The sequence below is a fragment of the Nonomuraea sp. NPDC050478 genome, from assembly GCF_044458265.1.
Lineage (GTDB): Bacteria > Actinomycetota > Actinomycetes > Streptosporangiales > Streptosporangiaceae > Nonomuraea > Nonomuraea ferruginea.
Map to the genome: position 1 here is coordinate 58,749 of NZ_JBITHT010000001.1, position 20,981 is coordinate 79,729.

The 20,981-nt window shown below is 71.8% G+C and carries 23 protein-coding genes; 13 read left to right on the forward strand and 10 right to left on the reverse strand.

The window, feature by feature from the left end; genetic code table 11:
- Position 1: 1 nt before the first annotated feature.
- Both ACIBF7_RS00285 and sigJ read right to left on the reverse strand, forming a co-directional pair.
- Positions 2–1,045 carry an iron ABC transporter substrate-binding protein gene (locus ACIBF7_RS00285; RefSeq protein ID WP_148035205.1) on the reverse strand — a complete coding sequence of 348 codons (1,044 nt, stop codon included), beginning with the start codon at positions 1,043–1,045 and terminating at the stop codon, positions 2–4.
- A 75-nt stretch (positions 1,046–1,120) separates the two neighbouring features.
- Positions 1,121–1,996: an RNA polymerase sigma factor SigJ gene (gene sigJ, locus ACIBF7_RS00290; RefSeq protein ID WP_397195970.1), complete on the reverse strand. Its 876-nt coding sequence runs from the start codon at positions 1,994–1,996 to the stop codon at positions 1,121–1,123.
- Positions 1,997–2,065: 69 nt separating this feature from the next.
- On the opposite strand from sigJ, the gene ACIBF7_RS00295 reads away from it, so the two are divergent.
- On the forward strand, positions 2,066–2,803 hold the full coding sequence (locus tag ACIBF7_RS00295) for an NAD(P)H-binding protein (RefSeq protein WP_364229718.1): 738 nt from the start codon (positions 2,066–2,068) through the stop codon (positions 2,801–2,803).
- A 44-nt stretch (positions 2,804–2,847) separates the two neighbouring features.
- Positions 2,848–3,585, forward strand: coding sequence for a bifunctional 2-polyprenyl-6-hydroxyphenol methylase/3-demethylubiquinol 3-O-methyltransferase UbiG (locus ACIBF7_RS00300; protein WP_148035207.1), 738 nt, complete (start codon positions 2,848–2,850; stop codon positions 3,583–3,585).
- 75 nt (positions 3,586–3,660) lie between these two features.
- On the opposite strand, the gene ACIBF7_RS00305 is transcribed toward ACIBF7_RS00300, so the two are convergent.
- From ACIBF7_RS00305 to ACIBF7_RS00320, 4 genes are all read right to left on the reverse strand, one after another.
- The gene (locus tag ACIBF7_RS00305; protein ID WP_148035208.1) at positions 3,661–4,476 is read right to left on the reverse strand and encodes an AfsR/SARP family transcriptional regulator; all 816 of its coding nucleotides are present in this window, start codon (positions 4,474–4,476) and stop codon (positions 3,661–3,663) included.
- A 77-nt stretch (positions 4,477–4,553) separates the two neighbouring features.
- Positions 4,554–5,255, reverse strand: a complete 702-nt coding sequence (locus tag ACIBF7_RS00310; protein WP_219546721.1) for a response regulator transcription factor — start codon at positions 5,253–5,255, stop codon at positions 4,554–4,556.
- Positions 5,225–6,346: a hypothetical protein gene (locus ACIBF7_RS00315; RefSeq protein WP_219546722.1), complete on the reverse strand. Its 1,122-nt coding sequence runs from the start codon at positions 6,344–6,346 to the stop codon at positions 5,225–5,227. The genes ACIBF7_RS00310 and ACIBF7_RS00315 overlap by 31 nt, the downstream gene beginning before the upstream one ends.
- Entirely contained in the window at positions 6,339–7,466 is a 1,128-nt protein-coding gene (locus ACIBF7_RS00320; protein WP_397195971.1) for a sensor histidine kinase, read from the reverse strand. Before ACIBF7_RS00320 ends, ACIBF7_RS00315 begins: the two co-directional genes overlap by 8 nt.
- A gap of 154 nt (positions 7,467–7,620) precedes the next feature.
- Here ACIBF7_RS00320 and ACIBF7_RS00325 point away from each other — a divergent pair, with 154 nt between their 5' ends.
- The 4 genes from ACIBF7_RS00325 (at position 7,621) to ACIBF7_RS00340 (ending at position 10,592) form a co-directional block, all read left to right on the forward strand.
- The gene (locus ACIBF7_RS00325; protein ID WP_378525309.1) at positions 7,621–7,749 is read left to right on the forward strand and encodes a hypothetical protein; all 129 of its coding nucleotides are present in this window, start codon (positions 7,621–7,623) and stop codon (positions 7,747–7,749) included.
- A gap of 94 nt (positions 7,750–7,843) precedes the next feature.
- On the forward strand, positions 7,844–8,590 hold the full coding sequence (locus ACIBF7_RS00330) for an SDR family oxidoreductase (RefSeq protein WP_148035212.1): 747 nt from the start codon (positions 7,844–7,846) through the stop codon (positions 8,588–8,590).
- Between the two features lie 112 nt (positions 8,591–8,702).
- Entirely contained in the window at positions 8,703–9,683 is a 981-nt protein-coding gene (locus ACIBF7_RS00335; RefSeq protein ID WP_364229710.1) for a winged helix-turn-helix domain-containing protein, read from the forward strand.
- A gap of 108 nt (positions 9,684–9,791) precedes the next feature.
- Positions 9,792–10,592 (forward strand): hypothetical protein, encoded by an 801-nt coding sequence (locus ACIBF7_RS00340; protein WP_397195973.1) that lies wholly within the window; start codon positions 9,792–9,794, stop codon positions 10,590–10,592.
- 11 nt (positions 10,593–10,603) lie between these two features.
- Here ACIBF7_RS00340 and ACIBF7_RS00345 read toward each other — a convergent pair whose 3' ends face one another.
- A complete protein-coding gene (locus ACIBF7_RS00345; protein WP_364229708.1) occupies positions 10,604–11,827 on the reverse strand; it encodes a hypothetical protein in 1,224 nt (407 codons plus the stop codon).
- Positions 11,828–11,999: 172 nt separating this feature from the next.
- Here ACIBF7_RS00345 and ACIBF7_RS00350 point away from each other — a divergent pair, with 172 nt between their 5' ends.
- Together ACIBF7_RS00350 and ACIBF7_RS00355 are read left to right on the forward strand one after the other, a co-directional pair.
- Complete coding sequence (locus ACIBF7_RS00350) at positions 12,000–12,917, forward strand: NAD-dependent epimerase/dehydratase family protein (RefSeq protein WP_397195974.1); 918 nt, start codon at positions 12,000–12,002, stop codon at positions 12,915–12,917.
- Positions 12,918–12,952: 35 nt separating this feature from the next.
- Positions 12,953–13,792, forward strand: a complete 840-nt coding sequence (locus ACIBF7_RS00355) for a glycosyltransferase family 2 protein (protein ID WP_397195976.1) — start codon at positions 12,953–12,955, stop codon at positions 13,790–13,792.
- On the opposite strand, the gene ACIBF7_RS00360 is transcribed toward ACIBF7_RS00355, so the two are convergent.
- From ACIBF7_RS00360 to ACIBF7_RS00370, 3 genes are read right to left on the reverse strand one after another with little or no spacing between them, the layout of a single operon-like run.
- On the reverse strand, positions 13,675–14,211 hold the full coding sequence (locus ACIBF7_RS00360) for a GtrA family protein (RefSeq protein ID WP_148035218.1): 537 nt from the start codon (positions 14,209–14,211) through the stop codon (positions 13,675–13,677). The genes ACIBF7_RS00355 and ACIBF7_RS00360 overlap by 118 nt on opposite strands.
- A complete protein-coding gene (locus tag ACIBF7_RS00365) occupies positions 14,208–14,954 on the reverse strand; it encodes a bifunctional 2-polyprenyl-6-hydroxyphenol methylase/3-demethylubiquinol 3-O-methyltransferase UbiG (protein WP_271275660.1) in 747 nt (248 codons plus the stop codon). The genes ACIBF7_RS00360 and ACIBF7_RS00365 overlap by 4 nt, the downstream gene beginning before the upstream one ends.
- Positions 14,951–16,114, reverse strand: coding sequence for an NAD-dependent epimerase/dehydratase family protein (locus tag ACIBF7_RS00370; RefSeq protein ID WP_148035220.1), 1,164 nt, complete (start codon positions 16,112–16,114; stop codon positions 14,951–14,953). The genes ACIBF7_RS00365 and ACIBF7_RS00370 overlap by 4 nt, the downstream gene beginning before the upstream one ends.
- Before the next feature lie 275 nt (positions 16,115–16,389).
- Between ACIBF7_RS00370 and ACIBF7_RS00375 the strand changes: the two genes are divergently transcribed.
- Genes ACIBF7_RS00375 through ACIBF7_RS00395 form a run of 5 tightly spaced genes read left to right on the forward strand, consistent with a single transcriptional unit; the run spans position 16,390 to position 20,929 of the window.
- Positions 16,390–17,622, forward strand: a complete 1,233-nt coding sequence (locus ACIBF7_RS00375) for an ABC transporter substrate-binding protein (protein WP_271275658.1) — start codon at positions 16,390–16,392, stop codon at positions 17,620–17,622.
- The gene (locus ACIBF7_RS00380) at positions 17,619–18,563 is read left to right on the forward strand and encodes a branched-chain amino acid ABC transporter permease (RefSeq protein WP_271275657.1); all 945 of its coding nucleotides are present in this window, start codon (positions 17,619–17,621) and stop codon (positions 18,561–18,563) included. The genes ACIBF7_RS00375 and ACIBF7_RS00380 overlap by 4 nt, the downstream gene beginning before the upstream one ends.
- On the forward strand, positions 18,560–19,537 hold the full coding sequence (locus ACIBF7_RS00385; protein ID WP_271275656.1) for a branched-chain amino acid ABC transporter permease: 978 nt from the start codon (positions 18,560–18,562) through the stop codon (positions 19,535–19,537). The genes ACIBF7_RS00380 and ACIBF7_RS00385 overlap by 4 nt, the downstream gene beginning before the upstream one ends.
- Entirely contained in the window at positions 19,534–20,262 is a 729-nt protein-coding gene (locus ACIBF7_RS00390) for an ABC transporter ATP-binding protein (protein WP_271275655.1), read from the forward strand. The genes ACIBF7_RS00385 and ACIBF7_RS00390 overlap by 4 nt, the downstream gene beginning before the upstream one ends.
- Complete coding sequence (locus ACIBF7_RS00395; protein ID WP_378525313.1) at positions 20,249–20,929, forward strand: ABC transporter ATP-binding protein; 681 nt, start codon at positions 20,249–20,251, stop codon at positions 20,927–20,929. Before ACIBF7_RS00390 ends, ACIBF7_RS00395 begins: the two co-directional genes overlap by 14 nt.
- Positions 20,930–20,981: the final 52 nt, after the last annotated feature.

The window sequence follows — 20,981 nt, forward strand, 5'->3', positions numbered from 1 at the left end:
ACTACGGGACGAGCCCCGATTCCTTGATCAGCGCGATCGTGGCCTCCAGCTCGTCGAGGTCGTTGAGGTCCACGTCGGGCGCGGTCAGCTGGTCGAGCGGCGGCACGAACGCGGGCGGGGCCACGCCGTCCACGACCGGGTACTCGTACGTCTGCTCGGCGAAGTACTTCTGCGCGTCCGCGCCGAGCAGGTACGTGACGAACGCCCGCACGTCGGGGTCCTCGGCGGCCTTCTTGAGCACGCCCACCCCGGCCACGTTCACCAGCGCGCCGGTGTCGCCGCCGGGGAAGAAGTGCAGCTTGGCCTTGAGCGTGTCCGGCGTGGTGCCGCGCTCCTTGGCCAGCTCGCCCAGGTAGTAGTGGTTGATGAGGCCGATGGCGATCTTGCCTTCGTCGACCTCCTCCAGGATCGGGCCGTTGCCCTCGCGGATCTGCGGTTCGTTGGCCTGGAGCCCGGTCAGGAACTCCTTGGCCTTCTCCTCGCCGTGCTGGACCCGGATCGCGGTCACGAACGCCTGGAAGGAGGCGTTGGTCGGGGCCACGCCGACCTTGCCCTTCCACTCCGGTTCGGTGAGGTCGAAGACCGACGCGGGCAGGTCCGCCTCTTGTACGAGGTCGGGGTTGTAGACCAGGACCCGCGAGCGGGCGGTGACGCCGACCCACTCCTTGCTGCCGGCCCGGTACGTCTCGGGCACCTTGCCGGTCAGGTCGTCGGGCAGCGGGGCGAACATGCCCTGCTTGGCCACCGCGCCCAGCGCACCCGCGTCCTGGGCGAAGAACGCGTCGGCGGGCGAGCGGTCTCCCTCCTCCAGGAGCTGGCCGGCCATGGCGGCGGTGTTGCCGTACCTGGCCTCGACGGTGATGCCACTCTCTTGGCTGAAACGTTCCAGAAGCGGCTTGACCAGCGACTCGCTGCGACCGCTGTAAACGGTGATCTTCTTGTCTCCACCGGAGGCGGAGTCGCTCTCGGGCGCGCCACCACAGGCGGCCGGCCCGAGCACCAACGCGCTCGCGAGCAGCACGGTCAGAGTGAGGGGACGTCTCATGAGGCGTTAGCTTAGCCTCACCTAATTTCCTTGTCGATGGGCGGGGGGCACCTGAAACCCCCGCGTGACCTGGGGTCAGACGCCGGGGATCAGCCGCGCCAGACGCTCGGGGTCGGCGATCACGTCGATGGCCGCGATCCGGCCGTCCGTGACGGTGAACGCCATGATGGACAGCGGCCGGTCCTTCGCCACCACGACCACGCCGGCCGTACCGTTGACGAGCGCCGGGCGGGCGAACGGCGAGAGCCGCCCGAACGTGACCGCCTGCTCCGCGACCGTTCCCGCGCCGTGGAAGACGACCGTGTGGCGGGCGCGCGCCACGCCGCCGTCGGAACGCAGCACGACCTCGGGGTCGAGTACGGAGACGAGCGCGTCGAAGTCGCCGTCACGGGCTGCGGCGAAGAACGCGTTCACCACGTCGCGCTGGCGGGCCGGATCCGGGTCCGGCACCGGGGCCTGCCCGCGCACCCGGCGCCGCGCGCGGCTGGCGAGCTGGCGGGCCGCCACCGGTGACCGGTCGAGCAGCGGCGCGATCTCCTCGAACGGCACCGCGAACATGTCGTGCAGCACGAACGCCAGCCGCTCGGCCGGCGACAGCGTGTCCAGCACCACCAGCAGCGCCAGCCCGACCGAGTCCGCCAGCAGCGCCTCGTGCTCGGGGTCCACGCCCGACTCCGGGCTGATGACCGGATCGGGGATGCCCGCGCCGAGCGGCTCCTCGTCGCGCCGCCGCCGCGAACGCAGCACGTTGAGACACACGCGGCCCACCACCGTGGTCAGCCACGCCGCCAGGTTCGCCACCTCGCCGGTGCCGGCGCGGCTCGCCCGCAGCCAGGTCTCCTGGACGGCGTCGTCCGCCTCGCTCAGCGAGCCCAGCATCCGGTAGGCCACCGCGCGCAGACGGCCGCGCTCCTCCTCGAAACACGCCGTCATCAGCTCGCGCTCGTTCACCGTGTCACATTCCTTCCCCGCGAGGTGTCGGCGTTGTAGACCCCACCCGATGGACTACTGGAGCAAACCATGACATCCCTGATTCTGGTCACCGGCGGCACCGGTACGCTCGGCCGCCTCGTCGTACCGCTCCTGCGGTCCGCCGGCCACCAGGTGCGCGTCCTCGGCCGGCGCGGCGGCGACGTGACCGCCGACCTGCTCACCGGCGAGGGCCTCCAGCCCGCCGTGGACGGCGCCGACACCGTCCTGCACCTGGCGGGCGGCCCCAAGAACGACGACGTGCTGACCCGCAACCTGGTCCAGGCCGCCGTGCGCGCGGAGGTGCGGCACCTGGTGCACATCTCGGTGATCGGCGCCGACCGCGTGCCGCTGGCCTGGTTCCGCTACCAGCGGGACGCCGAGCGGGCCGTGATGGACTCGGGTGTCCCCTGGACGATGCTGCGCGCCGCCCAGTTCCACGACCTCGTGCTCAAGGCCGTGACGCCGATGGCCAAGCTCCCCGTGGTCCCGGTCCCCGGCGGGCTCAGGTTCCAGCCGGTGGACGCCCGCGACGTCGCCGCCCGCCTCGCGGACCTGACCGTCGGCCCGCCGTCCGACCTGGTGCCGGATCTCGCCGGGCCGAAGGTGTACGGGATGGGCGAGCTGGTGCGCGGCTACCTGGCGGCCAGGGGCAAGCGGCGGCCGATGCTGCGGGTCCGGATGCCGGGCAAGGCGGGCCGCGCCTACCGGGCGGGCGACAACCTGTCGCTGGAGGCCGAGCTGGGCAAGCGCACGTGGGAGGAGTTCCTGGCCGAGCGGGTGCGCTAGAAATCGTTGGACAGCGCGCGGACGAGCGGGAGATCGTGGGCCGCATGCGACAGGAGGACATCTGGGACGCCGAGACCGCCCGGCGCTACGACACGCCGGGCACCGGCATGTTCGCGCCCGAGGTGCTGGAGCCGACGGTCGGACGCCTGGCCGAGCTCGCGGGCGGCGGCCGGGCGCTCGAGTTCGCCATCGGGACCGGCCGCGTCGCCGTGCCGCTGGCCGAGCGGGGGGTGAGCGTCACCGGCATCGAGCTCTCCCTTCCGATGATCGACCAACTGCGGACGAAAGCGGACGAGGAGACCATCCCCGTGATCGCCGGCGACATGACGACGGCCGTCGCCCCGGGCACGTACACGCTGGTCTACCTCGTCTACAACACCATCTCCAACCTGCTCACGCAGGCCGGGCAGGTCGCGTGCTTCCGCAACGCCGCCCGTCACCTCGCGCCCGGCGGCCGGTTCGTCATCGAGCTCTGGGTGCCCGAGCTGCGCAAGCTCCCGCCAGGGCAGCGGGCCACGGTCTTCCACAGCGAGCCCGGCTACATCGGTCTCGACACCTACGACGTGCCGGCGCAGCACGTCGTCTCGCACCACTTCGAGTTCGACGACAGCAGGCAGGCCCGGCTGTTCCGCAGCCCGCACCGCTACATCTGGCCCGCCGAGCTCGACCTCATGGCGCAGCTGGCCGGGTTCGAGCTGGAGAGCAGGCACGCCGACTGGTCCGGCGCCGCCTTCACCGCCGAGTCGCGTTCGCACGTGTCGGTCTACCGCCTTCCCGGCTGACCGCGGATCCGTTCCGGACGATCTCGCCGGAGCCGTCACGCCCGGCCCGGGACGGAATCCCCGACCGCTGACCGGTCAGCGCCGGGCGGTGGTGATGACGCGCTCGGTGAGCGTCATGAGCATGGCCGGGGAGGCGAGGTCCAGCGCCGGGTCGCGGCGGAGCACCGCCTCCTGCATCCGGCGCAGCCCCGGCCCCGGCTCGATGCCCAGGTCGCCGACCATGACAGACCGGGTGTCCCGGTAGACCGCGAGAGCCTCCGACGCCCGGGACGCCCGGTACAGCGCCAGCATGAGCTGGGCCCGGGGCCGTTCCCGCAGCGGGTGGGACAGGGTGTGGGCGGTGAGCATCGGCACCAGCGCGCGGTGGTCACCGGCGGCGAGGCGGAGGTCGGCGTGGTCCTCCAGCGCCATGAGGCGCTCCTCTTCCAGGCGTGCGGCCTCGACCTGGGCCCACGGAGCGGTGATGCCGGTCAGCGCGCCGCCCCGCCAGAGCGCCAGAGCGTGCTGGAACAGCCTGTCGGCAGTCGCCGCCTCGCCCCGGGCCCGCGCGGCGCCCGCCCGGCCGCTCAGCAGCGTGAACAGATGGGCGTCGACGTTCTCCCGCTCCACGTTCAGCCGGTATCCGCCGGCGACGGTCGTGATGACCTCGTTCTCCTGGTGCCTGGAGAGCAGGTCGCGGATCTTCGACACGACGATGTGCAGTTGCTTGGCCGCCGTCGCCGCCGTGCTCTGCCCCCAGACGTCTGCCAGCAGCTGTTCGGCGGGAACCACGTGGCCGGCGCTCAGCGCCAGCCGGGCCAGCAAGCCGACCCGCCGCTCACCGGCCACCTTGACCGGTTCGTCATCCGCCGTGACCTCCCATGGTCCGAGGATCTTGATTTTCAGTGCCATCCGGGCCCCCCTGTGTCGGCCGCAGCTTGATCGCAACTCTAGGGAGGCGGGCGGCGGGCCGGTGTCCGGCGAACGCCCTACAGCGTGGCCTCCGTGTGGTCGAGCGTCTGGTTGAGCTCGGCGAGCGTGATGACGCCGTCGTCGATGGCGCGGGTGACGAGGTCGCTCTTGGTGCGGGCGGCCCTGCCGACGTTGGCGTACTTGACGCGTACGCGCGCGATGTAGGTCTCGACGGTCTTGACGGTGATGTTGAGCTTCGCGGCGACGAGGTCCTTGGACGAGGAGACGAACCACGCCCGCAGCACCTCGGTCTCGCGCTGGGACAGGCGCGGCCGGTCCGGGGACTGGTCCGCGGCGAGCGCCCCGGACAGCGACGGCGCGGTGTAGGGCTCTCCCCGCGCCGCGGCCCTGATGGCCGTCACCAGGTGCTCGGGACCCTCCCGCTTGGTCAGGTAGGCGAGCGCGCCGAGGTCGACGCACTTGATCGCGGTGGCGTCGTCGGTGTGCTGGGAGTAGACGACCACGCGCCTGCCGCTGTGGACCAGCCTGCGCAGCTCGCCGAAGTCCGGCCTGCCGGGGACCAGCTCCAGATCGAAGATCACCACGTCGGCGGCGGCGCCCGGCCCGGTCCACACGTCGGCGAGTCGCTCCCCCGCGTCGATGAGGTCGATCGGCGGCGCGGCCTCGGCGCACCAGGCGCTGACGCCCGCGGAGATGGCCGCGTGATCATCGACGATCACCGCGGTGATCACCTCGTCGCCGGCGCGGTGGGCTGCCATCGGACCTCCATCCATACCGTTTCGTCATTGCGCAGCGTCTCGACCAGCACTCCCGGCGTCGCCGGATCCGGCACGTCCACCTCGCCGCTGTCGGCGACGACGCTCACCGACACCAGGTCCGCGCTGCCCACGACGGTGACCCTGGCCCGGGAGGCGGCGGTGGCGAGCACGGTCAGCACCGGCTCGGTGAGATCGCGCCGGACGGCCACGGGGGGCGTCGGCCACTGCCCGCGCGTGTCCAGCTCCACCTCGACGCCCTTGCGGTCGGCGACGTCGGCGCAGTGGCGCAGCTCGTGTACCAGGGGGTCGGCGACGGTGTCGGTCTCGGCGAACAGCCGCCGCATCCGGGCCGCCTCGATGGCGCACAGCCGCTGGACGGCAGGGTCGTCCGGCCGGAGCGAGTTGTCGGCGAACCCCTCCAGCAGCGGGATCGTGCTCGCCGATAGCTCGGTGAACCGCTGCTGCCTGCGGCGGTGCGACGCCGCCGCGACGGCTTCCACCACGCGCACCCGTTCGAGCTCCCGCTGGGCGGTGGTCGCCGCCGCGCTGAGGCCGCGGAGCACGGCCGCGCCCACGGCCACGCAGAGCGGAAAGCCGATCACGGTCACCGAGCCGGTGGCGAACCGGGCCAGGGCCTGCCGGTCGGGCTCGTCGAACAGGAACAGGTGGAGCAGGGCGACGAGCTCGTGAGCGGCCAGGAACCCCGCCGAGGTCCGCAACGGGCGGTCGAGCAGCACGGTGAAGCCCGCCCAGTTCGCCGCGCCGAAGATCCAGTCGGTGGTGGTGGACGTCCGCCCGTCCGGCAGCGTCGCGTACGAGAGAGCGGACGCGGCGAGCACCACGGCGACGGCGGCCCAGCGCAGCCGGTTCCACGGGCGCCGCCGGACCAGCAGCACGGCCTCGCAGGCGAGCACGGCCGCCAGCATCGCGAGAGCCACGACCTGGGCGACCGGCCACTCGTACACGTCCCAGTGGCGCATCAGGTTGGCGCCGCCGAGCCCGCCGGCTATCGCCACGGCGACGAGCAGCGTCGCTATCCGGAGGCCGCGTTTGAGCTGGGCTCCGGTCCGCTCCCCGGCGGCGTCAGTCATGGCCGGCCGGCCATTCGAGCCGCACTCGGGTGCCCTCGCCCTCGGCGGAGACGACGGTGGCCGTGCCTCCGATGCGGGTCATCCTGCCGCGCACGGACTCGCGGATGCCGCGGCGGTGGCCCGGGACGTCTCCCAGGGAGAATCCCTTTCCCTCGTCGATGATGTCGAGCCGCAGCGACCGGGAGTCCCCGCGCAGGCGGACGGTCGCCCGTGTCGTGCCCGAGTGGCGTCGCACGTTGGTGAGCGCCTCGCGCGCCGCGTCGGCGATGGGCGCCGCGACCCCCGCCGGGAGTGGTAAGCGTGCCGGCAGGTCGAACTCCACGGAGAGCTGGGCGGCGTCGAGGTCGGCCCTGAGCAGGTCGACGAGGTCGGTGGGGCGGGGCGTCCGCCTGCTGTCGGAACGCAGCCTGTCGAGGTCGCGGCGGGCCTGCGGGCCGAGCCAGGCGGAGTCGGAGCGCACCTGCCCGGTGCCGACCATCAGGAGGGTCGTCGCGGCCGTGTCGTGCAGGGCGTTGGCGAGCTCGCGTTCCTCGGCGCGGACGGCCGCCGCCGCCTGCGCGGCGGCACGCGCCCGGGCGGCCTCGGCCGCCATCCGGTCGGCCCTGTCTGCGGCCTGCCGCAGGAGGGTCCAGGCGGCTCTGGACAGCGCGGCCGCCGGCACCGCCCAGAGGTTGCCTCTGATCACACTCGGGTCCGGCACCGCCATGGCGACGATGACGGCCGCCCCGCCTCCGGCCACCAGAGCCACGGCGGCTCCCACGGGCAGCGAGGTGTGCCACTGCCACGTCACGCACGCGAAGGTGACCAGGAGCCGTGACCATCCGAAATTGGTGTCCTCAAGGGCGCCGGTCCAGGTGACGCTCGCAGTCAGGGTCAGCAGGACGATCACGTCGGGGGCGAGCAGCGCGTCCCCCCGGCCCCGGCGCAGCCACCATACGTAGCCGCACGTCCACACCGCCGCGACGGCGACCATCGAGGCGGTGGCCGCGAAGTGCTCCGGGGACGCCCTGAACAGGGCGACAGCGCAGATCGGCACCAGCGTCGCCAGGCGCACGGCGGCCGCGTAACGGCGGCCGAACCGCACCAGCAGCCGTGCCGCCTCCTCCGCCACACCGGTCACCTCGCCCCCACCGCACGCGGCCCTCGTCGTGAGGCAGCCTAATGACTCGGCCTGCCCGGCCGGAACACGTCGATCGACAAGGGCGCCGGTTCACGAGCCCGGCATGATCTCGGGGGACGTCCGGAAGATTCGTCGTGATCGCTACGGCTCCGACATGGCCTTCGTCGCCCGCATGGCGCAGCTGGCCGGGTTCGAGCTGGAGAGCAGGCATGCCGACTGGTCCGGCGCCGCCTTCACCGCCGAGTCGCGTTCGCACGTGTCGGTCTACCGCCTTCCCTCCTGACCGCACAATTTCCCCGGAGTTGGCACGGACTGCGGGCTTGCCTTGTCCCAGGGGCGGGAACCCTGGTTCACCGGGGGACAAGGAAGGCGTTGTCATGAAGATCGTGGTAATCGGCGGGACGGGCCTGATCGGGTCGAAGCTCGTGACCAGGCTCGGCGAGTACGGGCACGAGGCGGTGGCGGCGGCGCGGAACACCGGGGTCGACACCCTCACGGGCGAAGGGCTCGCCGAGGTCCTGTCCGGCGCGGCCGTGGTGATCGACGTGTCGAACTCCCCGTCGTTCGAGGAGAGCGCCGTCATGCAGTTCTTCGAGACCTCCACCCGCAACCTGCTCGCCGCGGAGTCCGAAGCCGGCGTCGGGCATCACGTCGCGCTGTCGGTGGTGGGCACCGAGCGGCTGCCGGACAGCGGCTACTTCCAGGCCAAGCTCGCCCAGGAGCGGCTGATCGAGAAGGCGGGGATCCCGTTCTCGCTCGTGCACGCGACCCAGTTCTTCGAGTTCACCCGGACGATCGCCGACGCCGCCTCCACCGACGGCCGCACCGTACGGATCGCGCCGGTGCTCTACCAGCCCATCGCGGGCGACGAGGTCGCCAAGGAGGTCGGCAGGACCGCGGTGGGGTCGCCGCTGAACGGCAGGGTCGAGGTCGCCGGGCCGGAGCAGTTCAGGATGGACGAGTTCTTCCGCGACGCGCTCGCCGCCTGGGGCGACCCCCGCCAGGTGGTCACCGACCCGGACGCGCGCTACTTCGGGGCCGAGCTGCACGAGCGTTCGCTGGTGCCGGGCGAGGGCGCGGTGCTCGGCGAGATCCGCTACGCCGACTGGCCGGGCCGCGTGTAGCCCGTCGGCCCTCGTTTCGAGGATTCTCTTAGTGATTGCGGGCGGATGACCGCGTCCCCCAGGCTCTGTGCACAATAGCCATCGGCCGGGCTCGACCGGCGGCTGGGGGACGATGAACGGGTACTCGGAACTGCAACTCGGACCGCTGGACGAGGTCAGGGCGACGGTGGCGCTGCACCCCGGCGTCAGCCTGCTGTCGCTGGCCGCGGGCAGCGTGGGCGGCCGGCCGCACGGTGTGCCCGGTCACTGGCGGCGCGGGGTGGCCGGCGTGATCGGCGAGGACGCGGCCGCGCTGAAGCCGCTGTTCGACCCGTACTGCTCGATCATCCCCGACTGCCTGACGGCGACGGCCACGATGGTCGAGGGCGACGTCGAGACCTATCTGGAGATGCTTGAGGACCTGGACCCGGCGACCCTGATCAGGGAACTGGAGGCCGAGTTCGGGGCCGGGGCGCCGGTCCACTGGCAGCCCGTCGTGGACCGCCCGCGGGCGTGGCTCCGCGTCTACGCGCGGCTGATGCGCAGGCTGTGGGAGGACTTCGCGCCGACGTGGCACCGCGCCGGCGGGCTGCTCGGCAAGGAGCGCGAGCGGGTGGGCGTCGCGGCGGTCACCGGCGCTCTGGAGGCCGTGCTCACCGGCCTGAACAGCAGGTTCAGGTTCGGCGGCACCTCCATCAGGCTGCCGGACCAGCAGGGCCGGCGGTTCGACCTGGGCGGCAGGAAGCTGACGTTCGTGCCGGTCGTCTCCGGTCACGGCGCGTGCCTGTTCTCCTTCGACCGGCCGGGGCTGGCGTGGATCGGCTACCCCGTGCCCGCCGTGGGCCTGCTCTGGTCCGGCCACGAGGCGGAGAGCGACGAGAAGGACAGCCTGGCCCTGACGGTCGGCCGGGTGCGCGCCACGATACTGAGGGCGGGCCGGGTGCCGCTCACCATGGGCGAGCTGGCCGGCCTCCTGAGCTGCACCCCGGCCACGGCCAGCTACCACTGCGACCAGTTGCAGGCGGCGGGCCTCCTGGAGCGCGAGCGGCACGGCCGCCACGTGCGCATCGGTCTGACCTCACGGGGCGAGGCCCTGGTCGATTTGATGAGCTGACTGTTAGGCGGGTTTCGAAAAGATCGAATACCCCGTGCCTCTTCCCTAGGTTGTGCCATCGACCGGTGCGTACCGGTCGTGACACCACTCTCCCCAAGGGGCACACCCATGCGTACATCCATGAAGACGGTGGCCGTCGTGGCGCTCGGCGGCGCGCTGACGCTCACCCCGGCGACTGTCGCCGTCGCCGCCACGGCGTCCACCTCCGCCACGACCGTCTCCGCCGCCGGCGAGCTGCTGCGGGCCGGCGAGACCCTCAAAGCCGGCCAGTCCCGGCGCTCCCCCGACGGCCGCTACCTGCTGGTCATGCAGGAGGACGGCAACCTCGTCCTTTACCGGCGCGGAACCGGCAAGGGCCTGTGGAGCACCAGGACGACCGGCTCCCGCAAGGGCGCGTTCGCGACCATGCAGACCGACGGCAACTTCGTCGTCTACGACGCCGCCGGCAAGGCCGTGTGGCACAGCGGCACCACCAGGCCGGGCTCGTTCCTGGCCGTGCAGAACGACGGCAACCTGGTCGTCTACAGCAAGGCGGGCGACGCCGTGTGGGACCGCATGTCCGGCCTGGACAACCTGCTGCGCCCCGGCGACACGCTCCGGCCCGGTCAGCTGCGGCGGTCCACCGACCGCCGCTACCGGCTGGAGATGCAGCGCGACGGGAACCTCGTCCTCTACACCAGCGCGGACAAGGCGCTATGGAGCACCAGGACCACCGGCTCCCGCAAGGGCGCGTTCGCCACCATGCAGACCGACGGCAACTTCGTCATCTACGACGCCGCCGGCAAGGCCGTGTGGCACAGCCGCACGACCACGCCCGGTGCCTTCCTGGCCGTGCAGAACGACGGCAACGTGGTGATCTACGTCAGGTCGGGCGGCAAGGCGCTCTGGTCCACGCGCACCGGCCGCTGACGCGGGGGCGGCTACGGCTCTGACATGGCTCCCGTCGGCCGGACGGGCTCGGCGGGGCCGGGACGGGGCGGGTTCCTGGGCGGTAGTGCGGCGATCAGGAAGGGGATGACCACGAGCGAGGACAGGGCCCACACGCTGTGGAACTGCCACCAGCCCATCCCGGTGAACATCTGGACGCGCAGGTAGCCGGCCGCCGCCCAGGCGCTGGTCACCGTGATCACCGGCCAGGTGGCGCGGCCGGCGCGGGCCAGGAGGTAGGGCACCGGCCACATCAGGTACTGGGCGCCGAGCCGGTAGGTCAGGATGAGGAAGACGAGCAGCAGGACCAGGGTCAGGTCGACCGGGTCGGCCCCGCGCCACCACCACCCGGCCGCGAGCAGCCCGGCGACCAGCACGAGCGTGCCGATCCGGCCGAGGACGGACGAGACGTCCTGGTCGCCGCCCGTGACCAGGGCGGTCCAGCCCCAGTCGCCCACCACCGGGCGCGTCGACATGATGGCCTTGCCCAGGTCGACGAGCCCGGTGACCGGCGTGTCCAGGAACACCGCGCTGCTGAGCAGCCACAGCCCGGGAACGGCCGCGGTCCAGCCGAGCACCACCAGGCGGCGCGACCCCGCGACGGCGAGCACCACTCCCGGCACGAGCAGCACCGACCAGTTGGTGCAGGCCACCGACAGGCCGATGAGCACGCCGGCCCAGTGGGCGCGCCCGGCGCGGGCGGCGACCAACGCGGCCACCCCGAAGACCAGGGTGAGCGGCGGGAACTGGCCGTGGATGCCGCTCACCATGATGCCGAGCGGCACGCACGCGTACTGGAAGCCCCGCAGCGCCCCGCGCTCGCCGGCGAGCTTGGCCACCAGCGGGATCAGCGCGAGGTCGGCCAGCACGGGGACGATCCGGCCCGACCAGTTCCAGGAGAGCCCGATGAGGTCGCCCAGCTCCTTCTGGCCCGCCAGCACGTAGGCGAGGAACGGCAGGAAGTGCCAGCCGCCGTCGCGCATGTGGGTGGTCGGGTTGCGGCCTTCGAGCACCTCGGCGGCCGCCATCGAGAAGTCGTTGGCGAAGTCGTACGGCTGGGCGGGGTCCTGCGCGGCCCAGGCCATCGCGATGATCCGGAGCACGGCCCCGACCGCCAGCGCCGCCCACAGCGGCGGCGCCCAGCCGCGCCGTTGCGCGGCCAGTGCCAGGACCAGGCCGGCCACAAGGGGAGGGCCCACCACCAGAGCTGGGCTCACGTACACTCCTCCAACTGCCTCGCGGTCGGTCGACAGGACGACAAAGACCGTAGCCTACGCAGGGAGTCCAAGCGTTTGCTGGGAATGCCCTGCACATCGCCAGAACCGATGCGGGTCCACCCTCCGGATGCCGGTATCGTCGCTGGGACCTGAGGGAAAGGAATGCCAGGAGATGCCGGAGGTGGCCGGGGCCCGCGTGCTCGTCACGGGCGGAGCGGGGTTCATCGGAAAGCGGTTGGTGGCGGCGCTGCTCGCCGAGAAGGCCGAGGTGACGGTCGTCGACCTCAACCCGCACCCGGATCCCGGCGTGCTGTCCGTCGTGGGCGACCTGCGCGATCCCGGGGTGCGCGAGCGGGCGGTGACGGCCGGGCTCGACGCGGTGGTCCACCTCGCCGCCGTCACGTCGGTGCTCCGCTCGGTGGAAGACCCGGCCGGGACATACCAGACCAACGTCGAGGCCACGGCGGGGCTGCTGGAGCTCGCCAGGGAGCGCGGGGTGCCGCGGTTCCTGCTGGCGTCCACCAACGCCGTCACCGGCGACGTGGGCGGCGTCCGGATCAGCGAGAGCCTGGCGCTGCGCCCGCTCACGCCGTACGGCGCGACCAAGGCCGCGGGCGAGATGCTGCTCAGCGCCTATTCCGGCGTCTACGGCATGCGCACGAGCGCGCTGCGCTTCGCCAACGTGTACGGCCCGGGGATGCTCCACAAGGACAGCTTCGTCCCGAGGCTGATGCGGGCCGCCGCCGAGGGTAGGGGGGTCCAGGTGTACGGCGACGGCGCCCAGCTCCGCGACTACGTCCACGTCGACGACGTCGTGCAGGCGATCCTGCTCGCCTGGCGCGAGGACCACGACGGTCCCCTGATCGTCGGGTCCGGGACGTCGGTGAGCGTGCACGACCTGATCGACGCGGCGCGGACGGTCACCGGTGCGCCCATCCCGGTCGAGCACGTCCCCGCGAAGCAGGGGGAGATGCCGGCGGTCGTGCTCGACATCTCGGCGGCGAAGGCACTCGGATATCAGCCTCGCCACGATTTGACCTCGGGAATGGCCACAGTATGGCCGGACTTCACGCCATCTGCAGCAGAATGATCTGCGGCTAAAAGCGACAAACCGGAGGAAGACGCATGACGAGCCCGGAGACACCGGTGGACATCGACGCCGCCGCGATGGCGGAGTTCACCTCGGAATACGGCTCGGATCTGCCTCCCATCGCGATCGTCATCGCCGCGTACAACGAAGAGCGCAGCATCGGCGCCACGGTGAACGGCATCCCGGCGGTCGTCGACGGGATGGAGACCGCGACCATCGTGGTCGTCGACGGCTCCACCGACCGCACGGCGGCCGAGGCGCGCAAGGCCGGGGCCATGGTCTGCGACGTCCCCGCGAACCGCGGGCAGGGCGCCGCGCTGCGGCTCGGCTACCGTCTGGCCCGCGAGAGCGGCGCCCGCTACATCGTGACCACCGACGCCGACGGGCAGTACGACCCGGCCGACATCAAGCGGGTGCTCGCCCCGGTGCTGCGCGGGGAGGCCGACTTCGCGACCGGTTCCCGCGTGCTGGGGCGGCAGGAGACCCACGACAGGGTCCGCCGCCTCGGCGTGCACGTGTTCGCGTTCCTGATCAGCCGGTTCACCGGCCAGCGGATCACCGACACCTCGTTCGGCCTGCGGGCGATGCGGGCGGAGGTGACCGGGGCGGTCACGCTCACCCAGCCGCAGTACCAGTCGTCCGAGCTGCTGATCGGCGTGATCTCGCGGGGGTTCCGGGTCGTGGAGGTGCCGGCCACCATGCGACTGCGCGCGGCCGGCACCACCAAGAAGGGCGGCAACCTCGTCTACGGCTACCGCTACTCGCGGGTCGTGCTCGGGACCTGGCTCCGTGAGCGCCGCCGGCCGGCTTCGTCGCCCTCCTCTGCGGGCTCGGCGCCCTCCTCACCCGAGCGGGTGTCGGCGAAGACGAAGTAGTGGAACAGGAAGAACTTCGCCACGAACAGCAGCCCGTAGATCCCCAGGAAAACGGCCCCCACGAAGATCACCCGGGGGCCGTCGGTGTCGAAGATCTGGTGTCCCACCCGGTCGGCGACCCCGGTGCCCCATGACGCGATGACCAGCCCCACCACCGCGGTCAGCCAGTACGGGAGCAGCTCGCGCAGCGGCTTGGGCCGGCCGCGCAGCTTCCAGGCCCACCACCGGTTGAGCACGTAGTTGACGACGGCGCCGAGCCCCCACGCGACCACGGAGGCGGCCGACGGGCCGAGAAGCTCCAGCCCGTAGACCGTCAGCAGCGTGATCTCGCTGACCACGCCCGCCACCACCGAACCGATCGCGTAGCGCCCGAAGATGCGCGGGAGAGCTCCCCGCAGAAGACGACGAACCTGGATCACGACGCCGCGTGCCCCCGGTCGCCGGGCACCCGGAAGACGCCGAGGATCGACTGGCCGAACGGGATCGGCAGAACCCGGTCGAGCACCCGGGTGACCGGGACCAGGACCTTGTCGTACAGGCCGACGGCGCCCGCCTTGGGCGAGCCCGCCTTGCCCAGCCGCACCGCGGCCCACCAGGCGATCCCGCCCAGCAGGTTGACCGGGCGGGACAGCTCCACCTCCAGCCCGGCGCGCACCGCGGCGTCCCTGAGCGTGGCCGGGGTGTAGCGGCGGAAGTGACCGACCTTGCGGTCGAAGTCGCCGTACAGGCTCTGGTAGGCGGGCACCCACAGCACGAGCGTGCCGCCCGGGGTGACCGAGCGGCCGAGGAGGGTGAGGAGGGCGGCGTCGTCCTCGAAGTGCTCCAGCACGTTGATGGCGATCGCGGTCTCGACCGGGCGGTCCAGGCTGGCTCCGCAGGCGAGGTCGAACTGGGCCGCCTCCACCTCGCCGCGGCCGGCGAAGCGGGCCTTCATCACCTTGACCGCGTCGGGGTCGACGTCGGTGACCACGAGCCGGTCCAGGCCGGTGAACTGGCTGGCGAACTCGCCCAGCCCGGCCCCCACCTCCAGCACGCTGCGCCCGCAGTGGGGGGCGATCAGGTCGAACTGGTAGCGGCGGTAGCGCGGCTTGTCGTGGCCGCCTTCCTCCCGCTCCGCGGTGCGGCCCGTGGCCCGGGCGAACGCGCCTTCCTCAGCGCTCACCGCCTCTCTCCGCCCAGGGCGCCGCGCCAGTCGACCCGGGGCTGCATGGCGTCGAGGTCGACCCGCTCGGCGTAGCGCTTGGTCACGTCGAACAGCGAGGTGATCAGCGTGTCGGAGAGCAGGTGGGGTTCGAGGCCGAGCTCCACCAGGCCGCTGTGGACGACCTTGTAGTAGTGCTCCTCCTTCTCGACCCTGGGGTTGTCGAGGTTGTTGATCGTCACCTCGTCGGGGAAGCTCCGCGCGACGGTCTCGGCGATGTCGGCGACCGACATGGACTCGGTCATCTGGTTGAACACGCGGAACTCGCCGCGGTCGGCCGGGGTTTCGCAGGCGAGCTGGATGCAGCGGACGGTGTCGCGGATGTCGATGATGCCCCGCGTCTGGCCGCCCTTGCCGTAGACGGTGAGGGGGTGGCCGAGCACCGCCTGGACGACGAACCTGTTGAGGACCGTGCCGAACACCGCGTCGTAGTCGAACCTGGTGGCGAGCCGGTCGTCGAGCGCGGTCTCCGGGGTCTGCTGGCCGTACACGACGCCCTGGTTGAGGTCGGTCGCGCGCAGGCCCCAGATCCGGCAGGCGAACTCCATGTTGTGGCTGTCGTGCACCTTCGACAGGTGGTAGAACGACCCCGGCCGCTTGGGGTAGAGCACCCGGTCCTTGCGCCCCTTGTGCTCGACCTCCAGCCAGCCTTCCTCGATGTCGATGTTGGGGGTGCCGTACTCGCCCATGGTGCCGAGCTTGACCAGGTGGATCTCGGGGTCGATCTCGGCGATGGCGTAGAGCACGTTCAGCGTGCCCGCCACGTTGTTGACCTGCGTGTAGACGGCATGCTTGCGGTCGATCATCGAGTAGGGGGCGGCCCGCTGCTCGGCGAAGTGGACCACGGCGTCCGGACGGAAGTCGCGGATCATGTCGTAGGTGAAGTCCGCCTCCATCAGGTCGCCGATGTACGCCTGGATGGTCTTGCCGGTCAGCCGGTGCCAGGTGGAAATCCTGGTTTGCAGGGATTCGATCGGCACCAGGCTTTCCACGCCGAGCTCGAAGTCGTACTGCCGCCGGGCGAAGTTATCGGCGACGGCGACCTCGTGCCCGGTCTGAGAGAGGTGGAGGGCGGTGGGCCAGCCAAGATAGCCGTCACCACCGAGGACCAGAATCCGCATTGACCTGACTTTCTCACTGTGCGACAAGTTCGGGGACATTAATACGCCTATGGGGGTGTATCACACCTAGATGTCAGAGTGTTCCCCCTGCTGTATCCATCACACTCGTACCACATCACCGGTCCTAACCTTCCCGTCTTGCGCCACTTCACAGCAGGTTGACAGGCGCTGGATCAACGGGACAAGTCGCTTGACCGCGGCGCGCGCCTGCTGCCAACATCAGCGAAACAGCGTTCCAGAAGATGGAACCGAGGCAACCCCCCGAGGACGACGCCATGCGTATCAAGTCCTGTATCGCCATCGGCACGCTCCTGACTCTCTCCCTGACGGCCTGCGGCGGCTCGGCTCCCGGCGGGGCCGCCCCGGCCTCGCCGGACGCGTCGGGCACCATCAAGATCGGCTCCATCCACCCCCTCACCGGCGCCCTGGCCTTCGACGGCCAGCAGATGTCCAAGGCGATCAAACTCGCCGCCAAGGCGATCAACGACTCCGGCGGCATCAAGTCGCTCGGCGGCGCGAAGCTGGAGATCCTGGACGCCGACAGCCAGGGCAAGCCCGAGATCGGCCAGAGCGAGGCGCAGCGCCTCACCCAGGCGGGCGCCGTGGCGCTCGTCGGGCCCTACCAGAGCGCGGTCGCCGCCCAGGTCGCCACGGTGGCCGAGCGGAACAAGGTGCCGTTCGTCATCGACGTCGCCTCCGCCGACGACATACTCAAGCAGGGTTACACCTATACCTTCCGGCTCCAGCCCTCCTCCGACACCCTCGGCAGGTACGGCGCGCGCTACCTCAAGGACCTGGCCGACCGCACCGGGCAGCAGATCACCAAGGTCGCCTACTTGCACGAGCAGACCGACTACGGATCCTCGACGTACGAGTCGTTCACCGACGAGGCGGCCAAGCTCGGCCTCCAGGTCGGCCCGCGGATCACCTACGACGCGCTCAAGGCCGCCGACCTGACCACCGAGCTCACCAAGGTCAAGGCCGCCGGGGTCGACGCGCTCGCGGTCACCGGCTACTACCGCGACGGCCTGCTCACCGCCAAGGCCATCGCGTCCGTACAGCCCGGCGTGAAGATCGTGCTCGGCGTCTCGCACGGCGCCTTCAGCTCGCCGGTCTTCCCGCGCGACGGGGGCGCAGCCGCGGAGGGCGTCTACGACTCCAACTTCAACTACGACGCCACCAAGCCGGAGTCGAAGGCGATCCTCGACGCCTTCCAGGCCGAGTACGGCGAGGAACTGCGCTTCATCCCCTTCACCTCGTACGAGTGCGTCAGGCTCGTGGCCGCGGCCCTGGAGAAGGCGGCCAGCCGGGACCCGGCGAAGATCCGTGAGGCGCTCGCCGGGATCTCCTTCGACACGCTGATGGCGTTCGACGGCCCTGTCCAGTTCGACGAGTCCGGGCAGAACGAGAACGCCACCCCGATCGTCCTGCAAGTCCAGGACGGCAAGGTCGTCCCGGTGCATCCCGCGGCCAAGGCCGTGGCCGAGCCGAGGCCCGCCGCGGAGTGAACCACCTGATCTCGCGCGCCGGCCTGGGCATCCTCGTGGCGGTGGCCGTGGTCGCGGGCGCGTGGGCCCGCTCGGGCAGCGGATCGGTCACCGCCCAGGCGGTGCTGACCGGTCTGCTGCTCGGCGGGGTCTACGCGCTGGTCGCGATGGGCCTGACGCTGATCTTCGGGGTGCTCGACATCGTCAACTTCGCGCACGGCGCCTTCATGACGCTGGGGATGTACGCCACCGCGCTGCTCGCGACCGGCGCCGGGCTGAACCCCTACCTGTCGCTGCTGGTGAGCGTGCCGCTGCTGTTCGGCCTCGGCTACGTCGTGCAGCGCCACCTGGTGAGCCGGACCATGGGCGGCTCGCTCGCCGCGCAGCTCCTGCTGACCCTGGGCATCGCGATGCTGCTGGAGAACGCCCTGCTGCTGGCCTTCTCCGGCGACACCAGGACGGTCGCGGTCTCCTTCGACACCCCGCTGCGCGTCCTCGGCGCGGTGGCCGACCTCAGCAGGGTGCTGGCGTTCGCCGGCGCGATGGGGCTGGCCGGGGCGGTGTGGCTGCTGCTGACGAGGACCAGGCTGGGCACCGCGATCCGGGCGGTGGCCGCCAACCCGGAGGGCGCCTCGCTGGTGGGGCTCGACGTGCGGCGGCTGCACGCGCTGACGTTCGCCGCCGGCACGGCCTGCGCCGGGGCCGCGGGGACGCTCGTGACGCCGCTCGTCACCGTCGAGCCGACGGCCGGCGAGCTGTTCAACATCATCGGGTTCGTCGTCGTGGTGCTCGGCGGTCTGGGCAGCGTTCCCGGGGCGGTGGCGGGCGGGCTGATCGTCGGCCTGACCGAGCAGCTCGGCGGCATCTACCTGCCGGGGCAGAGCCCGCTGCTGGCGGTGTTCGCGGTGTTCGTGCTCGTCCTGCTCTGGCGCCCGCAGGGCCTGTTCGGGAGGCCGGCGTGATCAGAAGGCTCGTCGTGCTCGCGGCGATCGGCGTGGCCCTCGCCCCGCTGCCCCTGCTGCTGCCGCCCGCGCAGGAGGCGGTCGCCGTCCGCGCTCTGATGTTCGCGATGATGGCCGTGGCCTGGAACCTGATGAGCGGGTTCGGCGGCCTGTTCAGCTTCGGGCACGCCGCCTACTTCGGACTGGGCGCCTACACCACCGCGCTGCTGACCGTCGAGCTGGGGCTCTCGCCGTGGCTCGGGCTGCTCGCCGGGATGGCGGTGGCCGCGCTGTTCGGCGTCGTCACCGGCTATCTGGCGGTCCGCTACCGGCTGAAGGGCGCCTACTTCGCGCTGGCCACCTTCGCCTTCGCGGAGATGCTCAGGCTGGCGGCGCTGAACTCCGAGCTCGTGGGCGGCGCGGTCGGACTCACCCTGCCCGTCACCGGCGAGCAGGGGTGGTGGACGCTCCGGTTCGACGTCGGCGACCCCGCGTACTTCTGGGTCGCGCTGCTGCTGACGCTCGCGTGCGTGGCGACGGTGATCGTGCTGCTCGGCAGCAGGGCGGGGCTGAACCTGGTGGCCGTGCGCGAGGACGAGACGGCCGCCGCGGCCGCCGGGGTCGCGGTGGTCCGCCACAAGATCCTGGCGATCGGCGTCTCCGCCGCGCTCACCTCGGTCGCCGGCGGCTTCTACGCCGTCTACTACCTGTTCGTCAGCCCGGACCTCGCCTTCGGGCCGTCGGTGTCGATCCAGGCCATCCTGCCCGCGGTGATCGGCGGCGTCGGCACGGTGTGGGGGCCGCTGATCGGCGCGGCGGTGCTGGCCCCGCTGTCGGACGTGGCCGCGACGGTGGTCCGCACGCCGCCCGAGTTCCTCTCCTTCCTCCAGGGCCGCAGCGGGCTGGACGTGATCATGTACGCCGTGCTCCTGATCGTCGTGGTCCTGGCCATGCCACGCGGTCTGTACGGCGGCTTCGCCAGGAGGTCGCGATGATCCTGCGCATGGAGGGGGTGAGCAAGGCGTTCGGCGGCCTGCGCGCGCTGGACTCGGTGACGTTCGAGGTCGAGCGGGGCACCATCCACGCGGTCATCGGGCCCAACGGCGCGGGCAAGACCACGCTGTTCTCGGTGATCTCCGGCGAGCAGCGGCCGGAGAGCGGCCGGATCCTGTTCGACGGCCAGGACGTCACCGCCCGGCCCGCCCATCTGCGCGCCAGAGCCGGCCTGGTCCGCACGTTCCAGCTCACCCGGCCCTTCCCCGCCCTGTCCGTCCTCGACAACGTGACCGTGGCCGCCGGCGCGCACCTCCGCACCAGGAAGGAGGCCGTCGCCGCCGCGACCGGGACGATCGAGAGGATCGGGCTCGGCGCCTACCTGTCGCGGCCCGCCGGGGAACTGCCGGCCGCCGCGCGCAAGCAGCTGGAGCTGGCCAGGGCGCTGGCGCTCCGGCCGAAGGTGCTGCTGCTGGACGAGGTGCTGGCCGGGCTCACCCCGGCGGAGCGGGAGCCGATGATCACCCTGCTGGGCGAGCTGCGCGCGGAGGGCATGACGCTGGTCCTGGTCGAACACGTGATGCCGGCGGTGATGCGGCTGGCCGACCGGGTGCTGGTGCTTGATCGCGGGAGCGTGCTCGCCGAAGGGGAGCCCGCGGCGATCGCCCGCGATCCCCGCGTCGTGACCGCCTATCTGGGAGAGGACTCCGATGATGCTCTCGCTTGACGGCGTCGACGCCGGATACGGCGGCCTGCGGGTCCTGCACGGCCTGTCGCTGGAGGTCGCGGCCGGGGAGATCGTCGCGCTCGTCGGGGCCAACGGCGCGGGTAAGTCCACGACGCTGCGGGTCGCCTCGGGGCTGCTCAGGCCGACCGCCGGCCGGGTGGTGTTCGACGGGGAGGAGCTGTCCGGGCTGCCGGTCCACGCGGTGGTGCGGCGCGGGCTCGTCCAGGTCCCGGAGGGCCGCGCGCTGTTCGGCCCGCTCACCGTCGCGGAGAACCTGGCGATGGGCGCCTACCACACGGGCGAGCCCGCCGACCGGGTGCTGGAGCTGTTCCCGAGGCTCGCCGAACGGCTGGACCAGCGGGCCGACACGATGAGCGGCGGCGAGCAGCAGATGCTGGCCATCGGGCGCGCGCTGATGACCCGGCCCAGACTGCTCATGCTGGACGAGCCGTCGGTCGGGCTGGCCCCTCTCATGGTCCGCGCCGTCTTCGCCGCGCTCGGGCGCATCCGCGAGAGCGGCGTCGCGATCCTGCTGGTGGAGCAGAACGCGGCCCAGGCGCTGGCGCTCGCGGACCGCGCCTACGTCATCGAGAGCGGGGTCATCACCCTGTCGGGCGACGACCTGGCGGGCGACGAACGGGTGCGCCGCGCCTACCTGGGCCTCTGAACTCGTTTCAGCCGGTTTCCACAGGCATCTCGCCAGCTCATGGACGGATTGC

Excerpts from the sequence above, each read along its gene's own strand:
- ACIBF7_RS00310 (WP_219546721.1), bottom strand. The coding sequence starts at position 5,255 with ATGGCAGCCCACCGCGCCGGCGACGAGGTGATCACCGCGGTGATCGTC.
- ACIBF7_RS00330 (WP_148035212.1), top strand. The coding sequence starts at position 7,844 with ATGAAGATCGTGGTAATCGGCGGGACGGGCCTGATCGGGTCGAAGCTC.
- ACIBF7_RS00370 (WP_148035220.1), bottom strand. The coding sequence starts at position 16,114 with ATGCGGATTCTGGTCCTCGGTGGTGACGGCTATCTTGGCTGGCCCACC.
- ACIBF7_RS00375 (WP_271275658.1), top strand. The coding sequence starts at position 16,390 with ATGCGTATCAAGTCCTGTATCGCCATCGGCACGCTCCTGACTCTCTCC.
- ACIBF7_RS00390 (WP_271275655.1), top strand. The coding sequence starts at position 19,534 with ATGATCCTGCGCATGGAGGGGGTGAGCAAGGCGTTCGGCGGCCTGCGC.
- ACIBF7_RS00335 (WP_364229710.1), top strand. The coding sequence starts at position 8,703 with ATGAACGGGTACTCGGAACTGCAACTCGGACCGCTGGACGAGGTCAGG.
- ACIBF7_RS00295 (WP_364229718.1), top strand. The coding sequence starts at position 2,066 with ATGACATCCCTGATTCTGGTCACCGGCGGCACCGGTACGCTCGGCCGC.
- ACIBF7_RS00285 (WP_148035205.1), bottom strand. The coding sequence starts at position 1,045 with ATGAGACGTCCCCTCACTCTGACCGTGCTGCTCGCGAGCGCGTTGGTG.
- ACIBF7_RS00300 (WP_148035207.1), top strand. The coding sequence starts at position 2,848 with ATGCGACAGGAGGACATCTGGGACGCCGAGACCGCCCGGCGCTACGAC.
- ACIBF7_RS00355 (WP_397195976.1), top strand. The coding sequence starts at position 12,953 with ATGACGAGCCCGGAGACACCGGTGGACATCGACGCCGCCGCGATGGCG.
- ACIBF7_RS00315 (WP_219546722.1), bottom strand. The coding sequence starts at position 6,346 with ATGACTGACGCCGCCGGGGAGCGGACCGGAGCCCAGCTCAAACGCGGC.
- ACIBF7_RS00305 (WP_148035208.1), bottom strand. The coding sequence starts at position 4,476 with ATGGCACTGAAAATCAAGATCCTCGGACCATGGGAGGTCACGGCGGAT.
- ACIBF7_RS00340 (WP_397195973.1), top strand. The coding sequence starts at position 9,792 with ATGCGTACATCCATGAAGACGGTGGCCGTCGTGGCGCTCGGCGGCGCG.
- ACIBF7_RS00325 (WP_378525309.1), top strand. The coding sequence starts at position 7,621 with ATGGCCTTCGTCGCCCGCATGGCGCAGCTGGCCGGGTTCGAGCTGGAG.
- ACIBF7_RS00395 (WP_378525313.1), top strand. The coding sequence starts at position 20,249 with ATGCTCTCGCTTGACGGCGTCGACGCCGGATACGGCGGCCTGCGGGTC.
- ACIBF7_RS00350 (WP_397195974.1), top strand. The coding sequence starts at position 12,000 with ATGCCGGAGGTGGCCGGGGCCCGCGTGCTCGTCACGGGCGGAGCGGGG.